At 61.8% G+C, this 13,977-nt stretch carries 13 protein-coding genes; 9 read left to right on the forward strand and 4 right to left on the reverse strand.

The annotated features are described in order from the left end of the window. Positions 1-101 precede the first annotated feature (101 nt). On the forward strand, positions 102-998 hold the full coding sequence (gene gcvA / locus ACK56M_RS19420; RefSeq protein ID WP_015271044.1) for a transcriptional regulator GcvA: 897 nt from the start codon (positions 102-104) through the stop codon (positions 996-998). A 236-nt stretch (positions 999-1,234) separates the two neighbouring features. Further along, positions 1,235-2,485, forward strand: coding sequence for an aspartate aminotransferase family protein (locus ACK56M_RS19425; protein WP_280168104.1), 1,251 nt, complete (start codon positions 1,235-1,237; stop codon positions 2,483-2,485). 3 nt (positions 2,486-2,488) lie between these two features. Here the strand turns inward: ACK56M_RS19425 and ACK56M_RS19430 are convergent, their stop codons facing one another. Then, positions 2,489-2,791 carry a hypothetical protein gene (locus ACK56M_RS19430; RefSeq protein WP_280168105.1) on the reverse strand — a complete coding sequence of 101 codons (303 nt, stop codon included), beginning with the start codon at positions 2,789-2,791 and terminating at the stop codon, positions 2,489-2,491. A 245-nt stretch (positions 2,792-3,036) separates the two neighbouring features. On the opposite strand from ACK56M_RS19430, the gene ACK56M_RS19435 reads away from it, so the two are divergent. Then, complete coding sequence (locus ACK56M_RS19435) at positions 3,037-3,462, forward strand: hypothetical protein (protein ID WP_015271047.1); 426 nt, start codon at positions 3,037-3,039, stop codon at positions 3,460-3,462. A 73-nt stretch (positions 3,463-3,535) separates the two neighbouring features. Continuing rightward, on the forward strand, positions 3,536-5,647 hold the full coding sequence (fusA, locus tag ACK56M_RS19440) for an elongation factor G (protein ID WP_100413758.1): 2,112 nt from the start codon (positions 3,536-3,538) through the stop codon (positions 5,645-5,647). Positions 5,648-5,961: 314 nt separating this feature from the next. Here the strand turns inward: fusA and ACK56M_RS19445 are convergent, their stop codons facing one another. Next, positions 5,962-7,404 (reverse strand): SulP family inorganic anion transporter, encoded by a 1,443-nt coding sequence (locus ACK56M_RS19445; protein ID WP_100414084.1) that lies wholly within the window; start codon positions 7,402-7,404, stop codon positions 5,962-5,964. A 164-nt stretch (positions 7,405-7,568) separates the two neighbouring features. Here ACK56M_RS19445 and ACK56M_RS19450 point away from each other — a divergent pair, with 164 nt between their 5' ends. Together ACK56M_RS19450 and aceA are read left to right on the forward strand one after the other, a co-directional pair. Next, positions 7,569-8,303, forward strand: coding sequence for a secretin N-terminal domain-containing protein (locus tag ACK56M_RS19450; RefSeq protein WP_024087406.1), 735 nt, complete (start codon positions 7,569-7,571; stop codon positions 8,301-8,303). A 489-nt stretch (positions 8,304-8,792) separates the two neighbouring features. Then, complete coding sequence (aceA, locus tag ACK56M_RS19455; protein ID WP_013973380.1) at positions 8,793-10,118, forward strand: isocitrate lyase; 1,326 nt, start codon at positions 8,793-8,795, stop codon at positions 10,116-10,118. 229 nt (positions 10,119-10,347) lie between these two features. On the opposite strand, the gene ACK56M_RS19460 is transcribed toward aceA, so the two are convergent. Both ACK56M_RS19460 and ACK56M_RS19465 read right to left on the reverse strand, forming a co-directional pair. Next, on the reverse strand, positions 10,348-10,611 hold the full coding sequence (locus ACK56M_RS19460) for a DUF3077 domain-containing protein (protein WP_015271050.1): 264 nt from the start codon (positions 10,609-10,611) through the stop codon (positions 10,348-10,350). Between the two features lie 156 nt (positions 10,612-10,767). After that, positions 10,768-11,010, reverse strand: coding sequence for a hypothetical protein (locus ACK56M_RS19465; protein ID WP_015271051.1), 243 nt, complete (start codon positions 11,008-11,010; stop codon positions 10,768-10,770). Between the two features lie 746 nt (positions 11,011-11,756). Between ACK56M_RS19465 and ACK56M_RS19470 the strand changes: the two genes are divergently transcribed. The 3 genes from ACK56M_RS19470 to ACK56M_RS19480 all read left to right on the forward strand — a co-directional run bounded on the left by ACK56M_RS19470 (position 11,757) and on the right by ACK56M_RS19480 (position 13,903). Then, positions 11,757-12,419: a lysoplasmalogenase gene (locus tag ACK56M_RS19470; protein WP_015271052.1), complete on the forward strand. Its 663-nt coding sequence runs from the start codon at positions 11,757-11,759 to the stop codon at positions 12,417-12,419. Positions 12,420-12,802: 383 nt separating this feature from the next. Then, complete coding sequence (locus tag ACK56M_RS19475; RefSeq protein ID WP_003251427.1) at positions 12,803-13,216, forward strand: NADH-quinone oxidoreductase subunit A; 414 nt, start codon at positions 12,803-12,805, stop codon at positions 13,214-13,216. A gap of 9 nt (positions 13,217-13,225) precedes the next feature. Then, positions 13,226-13,903 carry a NuoB/complex I 20 kDa subunit family protein gene (locus tag ACK56M_RS19480; RefSeq protein WP_003251429.1) on the forward strand — a complete coding sequence of 226 codons (678 nt, stop codon included), beginning with the start codon at positions 13,226-13,228 and terminating at the stop codon, positions 13,901-13,903. Positions 13,904-13,977: the final 74 nt, after the last annotated feature.

A 13,977-nucleotide genomic window follows, 5' to 3' on the forward strand; every position in this document is an offset into this window, starting at 1 on the left:
CAGTATTAATCTATAGGCCGAGGTCAACAAACGACCTTTTCGAAACACATGATTCCGTTATGGAATGAACTCCTTCCTTTTTTGCTCGGTATTTGCCCGTCATGTCCAAACGCCTGATGCCTTCGACCACCGCCCTTCAGTGCTTCGAAGCGGCCGCCCGCCACCTGAGTTTCACCCGCGCGGCCCAGGAACTGCACCTGACCCAGAGCGCCGTCAGCAAGCAGGTGGCGCAGCTTGAGGACATGCTGTCGCACTCGCTGTTCCAGCGCATTCGCCGGCGCCTGCACCTGACCCCGGCTGGCGCGCTATACCTCACCGAAGTGAACAAGATCCTCACCCAGATCGACATTTCCAGCCGCTACATCCTCAGCTACGGCGACGAGACCGAAGTGCTGCGCATCGCCACCCAGCCCACCTTCGGCGCGCGCTGGCTGGTACCCCGGCTGAAGGGTTTTGGCGACCGCTACCCGCGCATTCACCTGGATATCCGCAATGAGCTGGAGCCGTTCGACCTGGTGCAGGCCAAGGCCGACATTGCGTTTTTCTTCGGCCAGGGCACCTGGCCCGGGGCAACCTGCATCGAACTGTTCAGCGAGGAAGTGGTGCCGGTGTGCAGCCCGCAGCTGCTGGCCAACCACCGGTTCGACAGCGCCCAGGCGCTGACCGAACACCGCCTGTTGCAGTGCGTGTCGCGCCCGGAGGCCTGGCATGAATGGTTCCTGGGGCTGGGGCTGCATAGCCAGAACAGCTACCACGGCCCCCGCTTCGACACGTTCTACCTGTGCATCCGCGCAGCCATTGCCGGCTGCGGCATCGCCCTGATCCCGCGCTACCTGGTGGCCGAAGAGTTGAGCGAGGGCAAGCTGGTGGTGGCCTGGGACCACCCGGTGGCGAGCAATGGCCGGCACTTCATCGCCCATGCCGAGCATGCGGCCGAAGTGCCCAAGGTCAGGGCCTTCGTGCAGTGGATTCGGGAGCGGGTGGCCGAGGGGGATTGATTACTTCCTGCACTGGCCCTATCGCCGGCAAGCCAGCTCCCACAAGTACTCCACAGCCATCAAGACCTGTGCCGTACCTGTGGGAGCTGGCTTGCCGGCGATAGGGCCGGAATGGCAGATACAAAAACCAGCTAGTTCAAGAATCCAGGGAATGACCGCAATCGAATAATTCGTTTGCGGAATAACCTGCCAACACGCTTGGATAATAAGAAATTCGAACAAAGGTCCGCGTGCCCATGAATCAGGAAAGTATCAGCCAATCCATTGCCATCGTTCACCCGATCACACTTTCCCATGGCCGCAATGCCGAAGTCTGGGACACCGACGGCAAACGTTACATCGACTTCGTCGGCGGTATCGGTGTACTCAACCTGGGCCACTGCAACCCGGCCGTGGTCGAGGCGATCCAGGCCCAGGCCGCTCGCCTGACCCACTACGCCTTCAACGCAGCCCCCCACGGCCCATACCTGGCGCTGATGGAACAACTGAGCCAATTCGTACCGGTCAGCTACCCATTGGCCGGCATGCTCACCAACAGCGGCGCGGAAGCTGCGGAAAACGCCCTGAAAGTGGCCCGCGGTGCCACCGGCAAACGCGCCATCATCGCCTTCGACGGCGGCTTCCACGGTCGCACCCTGGCCACCCTGAACCTCAACGGCAAGGTCGCCCCGTACAAGCAGCGGGTCGGTGAATTGCCGGGGCCGGTGTACCACCTGCCCTACCCCAGCGCCGACACCGGGGTTACCTGCGAACAGGCCCTCAAGGCCATGGACCGCCTGTTCAGCGTCGAGCTGGCAGTGGAAGACGTGGCGGCGTTCATCTTCGAGCCGGTGCAGGGCGAAGGCGGCTTCCTCGCCCTTGACCCAGCCTTCGCCCAGGCCCTGCGCCGCTTCTGCGACGAGCACGGCATCCTGATCATCATCGACGAGATCCAGTCAGGTTTCGGCCGCACCGGCCAGCGCTTCGCCTTCCCGCGCTTAGGGCTCGAGCCCGACCTGCTGCTGTTGGCCAAGAGCATTGCTGGCGGCATGCCGCTGGGTGCGGTGGTCGGGCGCAAGGAGTTGATGGCAGCGCTGCCCAAGGGCGGCCTGGGTGGCACCTACTCAGGCAATCCGATCGCCTGCGCAGCGGCCCTGGCCAGCCTGGCGCAGATGACCGACGAGAACGTCGCTACCTGGGGTGAGCGCCAGGAGCAGGCAATCGTGCGCCGCTTCGAGCATTGGAAGGCCTCGGGCCTGAGCCCGTTCATCGGCCGCCTCACCGGCGTCGGCGCCATGCGCGGGATCGAGTTCGTCAATGCCGACGGCAGCCCGGCACCGGCGCAACTGGCCAAGGTGATGGACGCGGCGCGGGCCAAGGGCCTGTTGCTGATGCCCAGCGGCAAGGCGCGGCACATCATCCGCCTGCTGGCACCGCTGACCATCGAGGCCGAAGTGCTCGAGGAAGGCCTGGATATCCTCGAGCAGTGCCTGGCCGAGCTGAACTGATACTTACAAGCCCAGCTCTGCGGGAGTGAGCATGTCGGACTCGAAGGCAATCCAGCCGCCTTCGAGTTCGGCGTGCCCGTTGACGATCGGGCCGTAGTAGGTCAGGCCGTTCTCCAGGGTCACGCAGATGTGCGTGGCGTTCTTTTCGGGGGCTGCGAGCGTACCGACGAAATGCACCTTCTTCAGCGTTTCGGTCACCGCTTCCAGGCAAACGCGCATATTGGGGTTTTCCGAGGCCTCGGCGTCGCCGCCACGGTCTTCGGCGCTGACGGTGATGGTGGCGATGTACGGGTACTTGGTGCTCAAGCGGGTTACCTCTGTGGGTGTGTAGGCGTATGGGCGCGTAGAGTACGGCAGGTGATCTCCATTGTCTCTACTGGCCTCTTCGCGGGCACGCCCGCTCCCACAGGGATCGCATGTTGCTCAGGTTGTGCACAGCACCTGTGGGAGCGGGCGAGCCCGCGAAGAGGCCGGGCCTGCAAAAGGTGATCTGAATGCCCCGATCTGTTAGGGTGCCCGCCGATGCACGCCACACCACACGAGGATCCCGAGTGAGCGCCGAAGAACCCCTGATCGCCGACCTGTTCGAAGTCGACAAACGCCTGTCCCTCAAGCCCGTGGTGGACTTCAACAGCTACCTGCGCAACGCCTTCGGCGAAGGCCCGTGCCGTTGCCATCGCTGCACCGAAGGTGGCGACCAAGGCACCTACAGCCACGCCCACACCTTCACCTTCGACGGTCGCCAATGGCACCGCCGCTTTGCCAGCACCTCCGGCAGCGACGTCGCCCAGGCCCTGAAAAAGGCCTGGCTTTCGTACACCAAGGCCGATCTCAACCTGGTCGGCGCACTGGACCTGGCCACTCTCAAGACCTTCACCGAAGCCGCCCTGCACACGCGCCTGCTGGCCCTGCTGCCAGCCAGCGGCCTGGCCCGCGAAGTGGATGGCCAGTGGCAGCTGCAAGCCCAGGCCGACTGACGGCCCGGCGGTAAAGCAGGATTCTCCCGTTCTGCTACCGTGGGAGAATCCGCTCATCCGCAGGTAGTCCGCCATGGCCCGTACAACGCCCATCGAGCTGTACCGCAATATCGGTATCGTCGCCCACGTGGACGCCGGCAAGACCACGACCACCGAGCGGATCCTGTTCTACACCGGGGTCAACCACAAGATGGGCGAAGTGCACGATGGTGCCGCGACCATGGACTGGATGGCCCAGGAGCAGGAGCGCGGTATCACCATCACCTCGGCGGCGACCACTGCCTTCTGGCAGGGCTCGACCAAGCAGTTCGCCCACAAGTATCGCTTCAACATCATTGACACCCCGGGCCACGTCGACTTCACCATCGAGGTGGAGCGCTCGCTGCGCGTGCTCGATGGCGCGGTAGTGGTGTTCAGCGGCGCGGACGGGGTCGAACCGCAGTCCGAGACCGTATGGCGCCAGGCCAACAAGTACCACGTGCCCCGCCTGGCCTACATCAACAAGATGGACCGCCAGGGCGCCGACTTCCTGCGCGTGGTCAAGCAGATCGACCAGCGCCTGGGCCACCACCCGGTGCCGATCCAGCTGGCCATCGGCAGTGAAGAGAACTTCATCGGCCAGATCGACCTGGTGAAGATGAAGGCCATCTACTGGAACGATGCCGACCAGGGCACCAGCTACCGCGAAGAAGACATCCCTGCCGAGCTGCAGGCACTGGCCGACGAGTGGCGCGCGCACATGGTCGAGGCAGCGGCCGAGGCCAATGACGAGCTCACCATGAAGTTTCTCGAAGGTCAGGAACTGAGCGTCGACGAAATCAAGGCCGCACTGCGCCAACGCACCATCGCCAACGAAATCGTGCCGACCATCCTCGGCTCGTCGTTCAAGAACAAGGGCGTGCCGCTGATGCTCGACGCGGTCATCGACTACCTGCCCGCCCCGTCGGAGATCCCGGCCATCAAGGGCACCGACCCGGATGACGAAGAAAAGCACCTGGAGCGACACGCCGACGACAGCGAGCCGTTCTCGGCCCTGGCATTCAAGATTGCCACCGACCCGTTCGTCGGCACCCTGACCTTCGCCCGGGTCTACTCCGGCGTGCTCAGCTCCGGCAACGCGGTGCTCAACTCGGTAAAGGGCAAGAAGGAACGCATCGGCCGCATGGTGCAGATGCATGCCAACCAGCGGGCTGAAATCAAGGATGTGTGCGCCGGCGACATCGCCGCGCTCATCGGCATGAAGGACGTGACCACCGGCGACACCCTGTGCGACATGGACAAGCCGATCATCCTCGAGCGCATGGACTTCCCCGACCCGGTAATTTCCGTGGCGGTGGAGCCAAAGACCAAGGCCGATCAGGAAAAAATGGGCATCGCCCTGGGCAAGCTCGCCCAGGAGGACCCGTCATTCCGCGTGCGCACCGACGAGGAGACCGGCCAGACCATCATCTCGGGCATGGGCGAGTTGCACCTGGACATCATCGTCGACCGCATGCGCCGCGAGTTCAACGTCGAGGCCAACATCGGCAAGCCACAGGTGGCCTACCGAGAGAAAATCCGCAACACCTGCGAGATCGAGGGCCGCTTCGTCCGCCAGTCCGGCGGCCGGGGCCAGTACGGCCACTGCTGGATCCGCTTCGCCCCCGGCGACGAGGGCAAGGAAGGCCTGGAGTTCATCAACGAGATCGTTGGCGGCGTGGTCCCACGCGAATACATCCCGGCTATCCAGAAAGGCATCGAGGAGCAGATGAAGAACGGCGTGCTGGCCGGCTACCCGCTGATCAACCTGAAGGCGGCGGTGTACGACGGCTCGTACCACGATGTCGATTCGAACGAAATGGCCTACAAGATCGCCGCCTCGATGGCCACCAAGCAGCTGTCGCAGAAAGGTGGGGCGGTGTTGCTGGAGCCGGTGATGAAGGTGGAAGTGGTGACCCCGGAGGAGTACCAGGGTGACATCCTCGGTGACCTGAGCCGGCGCCGCGGGATGATCCAGGACGGTGACGAAACACCGGCCGGCAAGGTGATCCGTGCCGAGGTGCCGCTGGGCGAGATGTTCGGCTATGCCACCTCGATGCGCTCCATGACCCAGGGCCGGGCCAGCTTCTCGATGGAGTTCACCCGTTATGCCGAGGCACCGGCGAGCATTGCCGATGCCATCGTCAAGAAGAACCGCGGGGAGTGATTCGTTCGCCTGTGCTGGCCTCTTCGCGGCTATAGCCGCTCTCATAGAACAACACATGACTCATTGGTTCGGCGAGGTTCTGTAGGAGCAGCCTTGTGCTGCGAAGAGGCCGGTACTGACAAAGCCTGTCTGTTGCTTGTACCAGCCTCTTCGCAGCACAAGGCTGCTCCTACAAAGGACGCGTCAGACGAGCGATATTTGTTCTCTGCGCGACAGCGCAGCCCAAAAGGGCTGGGTAATCTCCCACAGGGAATGCATACCCCCTGTAGGAGCGGCTTTAACCGCGAAGAGGCCAGCACAGGCAACAACCCTTCTCAGTGCTGCTCCCCAGCCCGCTTCAGCAGCTTCTTGCAGCGCTCGGACAAATGCACCACCCGCAACTGCTTGCCCGCCCTCGCATACCGCTCCCGCAAGGTTTTCAACGCCGCAATCGCCGAATAATCGACAAAGCTCAAATGCTGGCAATCCAGGGTCACCTTGTCCGGGTCGTTAGCCGGGTCGAACTGGTTCAGGAACACCGTAGTAGAGGCAAAGAACAGCGTGCCATGCACCTGGTAATGCTTGCCCTCCTCTGCATCCTCATGGCTGTCGGCATACAGCTCCCGCGCATGCTGCCAGGCAAAGTTCACCGCCGCGATGACGATGCCGAACAGCACCGCCACGGCCAGGTCGGTGAACACCGTGACCACGGTCACCGCAATGATCGCCAGCACATCGCTCAGCGGCACTTTGTGCAGCACCCGCAAAGACGCCCAGGCAAAGGTCTGCTGCGCCACCACGAACATCACCCCGACCAGCGCCGCCAGCGGAATACGCTCGATCAACGGCGACAGGAACAACACGAACAACAAGACCATAACCCCGGCCACCACCCCCGATAGCCGACCACGGCCATTGGAGCTGAGGTTGATCATGGTCTGGCCGATCATCGCGCAACCACCCATGCCACCGCACAGGCCGGAAACCATGTTGGCCGCGCCCAGCGCCACGCACTCGCGGTCCGGGTAGCCACGGCTCTCGGTGATTTCATCGGTCAGGTTGAGCGTAAGCAGGGTCTCCAGCAGGCCGACCATGGCCATCAGCACCGCATAGGGGGCGATGATCTTGAGGGTCTCGAGGTTCCACGGCACGTCCGGCAGGGCCAGCTGCGGCAGGCCACCGGCGATGCGCGCCATATCGCCCAGGGTGCGTGTGGGCAGGCCAAGCAGGTACACCAGCAAACCAACGCCAAGGATCGCCACCAGCGCTGGCGGCATCGTACGGGTCAACTTCGGCAGCACGTAGACCACCGCCATGGTCAGCGCCACCAGTCCAATCATCAGGTACAGCGGCGTACCGCTGAGCCAGTGCCCGCCCTCCTTGAAGTGTTCCAGTTGGGCCAAGGCGATAACGATCGCCAGGCCGTTGACGAAACCGAGCATCACCGGGTACGGCACCAACCGCACCAGCTTGCCCAGGCGCAGCAAGCCGAACAGCATCATCACTACGCCGCCCAGCAAAACCGTGGCCAGCAGGTACTGCGCACCGTGCTGCACCACCAGCGCAACGATCACCACCGCCATCGAGCCGGCGGCCCCGGAAATCATCCCCGGTCGACCACCGAAAAGCGCCGTCAGGGTGCAGATGATGAAGGCGCCATACAGGCCCATCAGCGGGTTCAGGTGAGCCACCAGGGCAAAGGCGATGCACTCGGGCACCAAGGCGAACGAGGTGGTCAGGCCGGCGAGCACGTCGGCGCGAAGTCGGGCGGGTTTCATGGGCATCCTGTGAGGCGGTCCGGGCGGACGGTACAAAAACAAGGGGCGCGATGTTACGGAATTTGTCTGACAGCGGCCACCGCTCAAGGGGTTCTGTAACGTGAAACCAGCAGAAGCCGGGCAAATTTGCCATCATGAACATTCCACCTGCGGAGATCATGGACATGCCGCTACGCCCCCTATTCGCCGCCTTGCTGCTGGCCGCCAGCCTCACTGCCCAAGCTGCCACCGAGGTATTGCCGCTACAACACCGCAGCAGCGCCGAACTGCTGCCCGCCGCCCAGGCATTCATCGGCAAGGACGGCACAGTCAGCGCCTTCGAGAACAAGCTGATCGTCAACGCCAGCCCCGAACGCATCGACGACCTGCGCACCCTGCTGCAACAACTGGATACCGCACCCAAGCGCCTGCTGATCAGCGTCGACAACAACGACAGCAACTTCCAGGACAACCGTGGCAACGCGCGCGTCATCCACTATGGCACCAGCAACCGTGACGGCGGCATGCAGCAGATTCAGGCCAGCGAAGGCCAGCCGGCGCTGATCCAGATTGGCCAGAGCATCCCGATCACCAGTACCAGCACCGACGGCTACGGGCGCATCCAGAGCAACACCGAATACCGCAACGTGACCCAGGGTTTCTACGTCACCCCCAGCTTGAGTGGCGATACGGTTCGTCTGCAAATAAGCACCAATAATGACCGTATCAGCCAGGAACGTGCTGATGTAGTGAAAGTGCAAAGCACCGACACGACAATCACCGGCAAGCTCGGAGAATGGATCACCCTGGCCGGCTACAACCAGCAGAGCCAAGCCGACCGTAGCGCCTCAAGCCACAGTTACAGCACCCAACGGGGTGAAAACATGACTTTGCGCGTCAAAGTCGACCTTCTCGACTGATCCCAGGCAATTCAAGGCCTCGACCAAAGGCCTTGAAACTGACTGCCAAGTCGCATTAGACCAAAGATGTAGTAAGTGAAAAAAACCACTACAAAACATTTGACAGGGTCTTTTTCCCAAGGGCATGATGGCCTCGCTCCCGCTAATCAGGGGCCCTGGCAAGGGCCTTCGAGGCGCGCTCCTCCCACCCCTGGAGGCGTCTCGTGTCTATACGGCCCACAAGGCGGTTCGACGGGATTGCGACTGCAACGAAGAAGTTGTCCCGAGGGACGGAAGCGCATCACCGCAGTACTGGCAATCGCGTAGCACCGCAGCAAGGCAACCACGAGCCAACCTGCCGGAGCATCCTTTCGCCTGGCCTGCACACCCTTCCCCTTCGAGCCTTCGCGTTCGCCGCCGCACTCCTGCGAACAGGACAGCCGCCAGCTCCTGATCTGCTCCGAGCATCAGCACAATTACCCCAAGATCGATGCGACGAGGTTTATTTCCATGGCACTGACACGCGAACAGCAAATTGCAGCCCTCGAGAAAGACTGGGCCGAGAACCCGCGCTGGAAAGGCGTGACCCGTACCTACACCGCCGCTGATGTCGTTCGCCTGCGTGGCTCCCTGCAGCCGGAGCACACCCTGGCCCGCCTGGGTGCAGAAAAACTGTGGAAGTTGGTCACCGAAGGTGCCCACCCGTCCTTCCGCCCAGAAAAAGATTTCGTCAACTGCATGGGCGCCCTGACCGGCGGCCAGGCAGTGCAGCAGGTCAAGGCCGGCATCCAGGCCATCTATCTGTCCGGCTGGCAGGTTGCCGCCGACAACAACTCGGCCGAGTCCATGTACCCTGACCAGTCGCTGTACCCGGTCGACTCGGTACCGACCGTGGTCAAGCGCATCAACAACGCCTTCCGCCGCGCCGACCAGATCCAGTGGAAAGCCGGCAAGAACCCGGGTGACGATGGCTACATCGACTACTTCGCACCGATCGTGGCCGACGCCGAAGCCGGTTTCGGTGGCGTACTGAACGCCTACGAGCTGATGAAGAACATGATCGAAGCAGGCGCCGCCGGTGTGCACTTCGAAGACCAGCTGGCCTCGGTGAAAAAATGCGGCCACATGGGTGGCAAGGTACTGGTACCGACCCAGGAAGCCGTGCAAAAGCTGGTGGCAGCGCGCCTGGCAGCTGACGTATCGGGCGTGCCGACCATCATCCTGGCCCGTACCGACGCCAACGCCGCCGACCTGCTGACCAGCGACTGCGACCCGTACGACCAGCCGTTCGTGATTGGCGAGCGCACCCGTGAAGGCTTCTACAAGGTACGCGCCGGCCTCGACCAGGCCATCGCCCGCGGCCTGGCCTACGCGCCGTACGCCGACCTGATCTGGTGCGAAACCGCCAAGCCGGACCTGGACGAAGCCCGCCGCTTCGCCGAAGCGATCAAGAAGGAGTATCCGGACCAGATCCTGTCGTACAACTGCTCGCCTTCCTTCAACTGGAAGAAGAACCTGGACGACGCGACCATCGCCAAGTTCCAGCGCGAGCTGTCGGCAATGGGCTACAAGCACCAGTTCATCACCCTGGCCGGCATCCACAACATGTGGCACGGCATGTTCAACCTGGCGCACGACTACGCCCGCAACGACATGACCGCCTACGTGAAGCTGCAGGAGCAGGAATTCGCTGACGCCAACAAAGGCTACACCTTCGTGGCGCACCAGCAGGAAGTGGGCACTGGCTACTTCGACGACATGACCACCGTGATTCAGGGTGGCGCATCGTCGGTGACTGCACTGACCGGTTCGACCGAGGAAGAGCAGTTCCACTGATAGTGGGTTGCTGTTGAAGAAAGGCCCGAGGCTTGTTAAAGCCCCGGGCCTTTCTTTTGGGTCTGTACCCAGAAATACACGGAACCTGTAGGAGCGGCCTTGTGTCGCGAAAGGGCTGCAAAGCAGCCCCAGCATTTTTTGCCTCGATGCTTAAATCCTGGGGCCGCTCTGCGGCCCTTTCGCGACACAAGGCCGCTCCTACAAAGCAATCGCGAAGCCCTGCAATACCTCAGTGCTTCATGCCCAGCTCCGCATCATCCATCAGCGCCTTGGCCATCGCGCTCAGATAGTGGGCGGCCCAGATCATCATCGGTTTCTCATCCATCAGGCCGGTGATGGTCAGTTCGCGCACGTAACCCATCAATTCCGAAGACTGCTCGCGGGCGTCACGACAGGGAATGCCTGACTCGATGCGGAACAGTGGGTGGGTGCCGTTTTCGCCTTGGTAGAACGTGGTCTTGCCGACAGTGAATTGGGTGTCTTCTGTGGTCATTTTTGAATCCCCTGAAAATTCTCGACTGCCTGGACGGGCCCTTTCGCGGGTAAACCCGCTCCCACAGGGACTGTGCAAGCCTTGAAGACTGTGGTGATCCTGTGGGAGCGGGTTCACCCGCGAAGAGGCCCGCCCAGACAACACATCACTCAAGCCTCAGTGCAAAGTCCGAGGCTCAGCGGGCATCTGCACCTGGATCAATGCCGACTCAAGCAAAGCCCGCAGCGCCTCAAGCTCATGCATCGAGGTCATCATCAGGATCGACGCCGGTGATTTGGGCTGCACCAGCAAGGCCTGATGCACCACGGTCGCCGCGCACAGTGCGTAGTCGGTGGCCTGGATCAGGGTGTCTTCGAGGGAATGGGGGTTGTGGGGTGGATCGGGGACAACTTTCAGCATGACTCGCTCCTTTCTTTCCTGTTTGGCTACCATCCGCCCGCTGTCAAACGGTTGGGTGGCAGCTATGCGCGGGTTGACAGACCGGTGGAAAGAAAGAAAGACCGGCGCACGCGAGCGTGCCCACACGCACAGCCGCCATTGAGGCAAAGCGAGTGCACCTTCTTTCAATTCCGGCCTGTCAAAGCCGTGTCGTTGATGTGCAACGGCACGCCGAGACTAGAGCGCTGCCACAGCAGCCGCAACGGAAAAAAGGCGGCAAGAGTATGTTTGGGAAATGGCCTACATGGAAGGGGTTAAATCCGACATCTCAGGTGTTCTGCGCCCGGTTGCGTCAGGGCGGCGAGGTGCCTGCCTTGGTTTTTGCGGTGTTGCATAGATCGAGCGCCGCCCGCGCGGCGCTTCGCGGGACAAGCCCGCTCCCACATTTGTTGCAACGTGGCCATGCCTGTGGGAGAGGCGTTGTCCGCCTTGGCGCATGACTTGAGACAGATGGGACGGCAGCAGTTCCAGTCGAGAAATCAGGCCAGGGCAACCAGGCTGACAACCATGGCCTGACAGGTTCGGCACGTTGCAACAAATGTGGGAGCGGGCTTGTCCCGCGAAGCGCCGCGCGGGCGGCGCTCGGTCTCACAGGCGCCACATTCCTTTCATCAAGCCCATGGCAGCCCCAACACAATCCAAAGGCATCACCGGCAAAACCCACGATCAGGTCTATGCTTGAGGCAGCCCAGCCGCAAGGACCGCCCATGCCTCGCCCAAGCCACCTGATGATTCTCGCCTTGGCCGCCGCCACCCTCTATATATATGCACTGGCCAGCGACAACACCTTGCTCGCCCTCCTGGCCAAACCGATCCCGGTACTGACCCTGATCGCCTGGCTGCGCAGCACCCCTGCCACACCTTATCGCCAGTGGATCACCCTAGGCCTGGCACTCTCGGTACTCGGCGACATCCTGCTGGCCATCCCCGCCGACCTGTTCGTGTTCGGCCTTGCTGCCTTCCTCTGCGCCCACCTGGCCTACCTGCGCGCCTATTGCAGCCAGACCCTGCGCCCAGCCCTGCCCGCACTGCTGCTGAGCGGCATCACCGGCATCACTCTGCTCGGCGTACTGGCCAGCCGCGGCCTCGGCCCACTACTGATCCCGGTCGTGCTCTACGCCTTGGCCATCAGCGCCATGCTCTGGCGCGCCCTGGCCTGTGGCGGGCTCGCCGCGCTCGGCGCCTGCCTGTTCGTGCTTTCCGACAGCCTGATCGGTATCGACCGCTTCGTCAGCCCGTTCGCCGCCGCGCCGTACCTGATCATCCTCACCTACTGGCTCGGCCAATGGGCGATCGCTTCATCAGCCAGTCATCGCTCAATCGGTAAAGTATTGACCCAGGGCGGGGCAAGCGGCGTCAGAAGCTGCTAGAACAGGCGTTTTTTGCATTTGCAAGTAGGGGGAATCGCCAGATGAACTTTACAAGACACAGAACAACGGAAATATCAGACATCAGATCAAATGATATTAATTATCATTTCGAAACTTGCAATTCGTTACCATTCGCAGGAAACATAATTAACAAAACCGCACGCAATGCCCGAATCTCAAGGCTTTCAGCCAGTTACAAGCGGCTTTTGTACTTAATCCTACGAATAAATTTGCTACAGAAATTTTACTTGCACGGGGTTTACCCATAAAATCAGCGCGATTGATTCAGCTGCGACATTTGGTCACTGCATGTGCGACACCAGGTCGCCGCTCTACACTTATTTCAGACTGCAGAGCTGGGTCTCTGTATAAGGATCTCTAGCATGTCCGATTCGGCAGGACTCATCGCCCACAACTGGGGCTTTGCCATCTTCCTCCTGGGTGTCGTCGGCCTGTGCGCCTTCATGCTCGGCCTTTCCAGCCTGCTCGGTAGCAAGGCCTGGGGCCGCGCCAAGAACGAACCCTTCGAATCCGGCATGCTGCCCGTCGGCAGCGCCCGCCTGCGCCTGTCCGCCAAATTCTATCTGGTCGCGATGCTGTTCGTGATCTTCGATATCGAAGCCCTCTTTCTCTTTGCATGGTCTGTGTCCGTCCGCGAAAGCGGCTGGACCGGATTCGTCGAAGCACTCGTTTTCATAGCAATTCTGTTGGCTGGTCTTGTCTACCTATGGCGCGTCGGGGCACTTGATTGGGCTCCCGAAGGTCGCCGCAAGCGGCAAGCGAAGCTGAAACAATGAGGCTTTGGCATGCAATACAATCTCACCAGAATCGATCCGGATGCGCCCAACGAGCAGTACCCGGTCGGTGAACGGGAAACCGTCACCGATCAACTGCTGGAGGACCAGGTCCACAAGAACATCTTCATGGGCAAGCTTGAAGATGTGCTGCGTGGCGCGGTCAACTGGGGTCGCAAGAACTCCCTCTGGCCGTACAACTTCGGCCTGTCCTGCTGCTACGTGGAAATGACCACGGCCTTCACGGCACCCCACGACATCGCCCGCTTCGGCGCCGAAGTCATCCGGGCATCGCCGCGTCAGGCCGACTTCATGGTCATCGCCGGTACCTGCTTCGTCAAAATGGCGCCGATCATCCAGCGCCTGTACGAGCAGATGCTCGAGCCGAAATGGGTAATTTCCATGGGTTCGTGCGCCAACTCCGGCGGCATGTACGACATCTACTCGGTCGTTCAGGGGGTCGACAAGTTCCTCCCCGTGGACGTCTATGTGCCCGGCTGCCCGCCACGCCCTGAGGCTTTCCTGCAAGGCTTGATGCTGCTGCAGGAGTCGATCGGCCAAGAACGACGCCCGCTTTCCTGGGTTGTTGGTGATCAAGGTATTTACCGTGCCGAGATGCCAGCCCAGAAAGACCTGCGTCGTGAGCAGCGCATTGCAGTAACCAACCTGCGCAGCCCCGACGAAGTCTGATCCAGCGACCTGCCGCCCGCTCCCCTGGAGCCGGCGGCCTGGCTTCATTCTTAACGTTGACCCAAAGCGACCGA

The organism is Pseudomonas sp. s4 (assembly GCF_046764235.1).
Classification (GTDB): domain Bacteria; phylum Pseudomonadota; class Gammaproteobacteria; order Pseudomonadales; family Pseudomonadaceae; genus Aquipseudomonas; species Aquipseudomonas asiatica.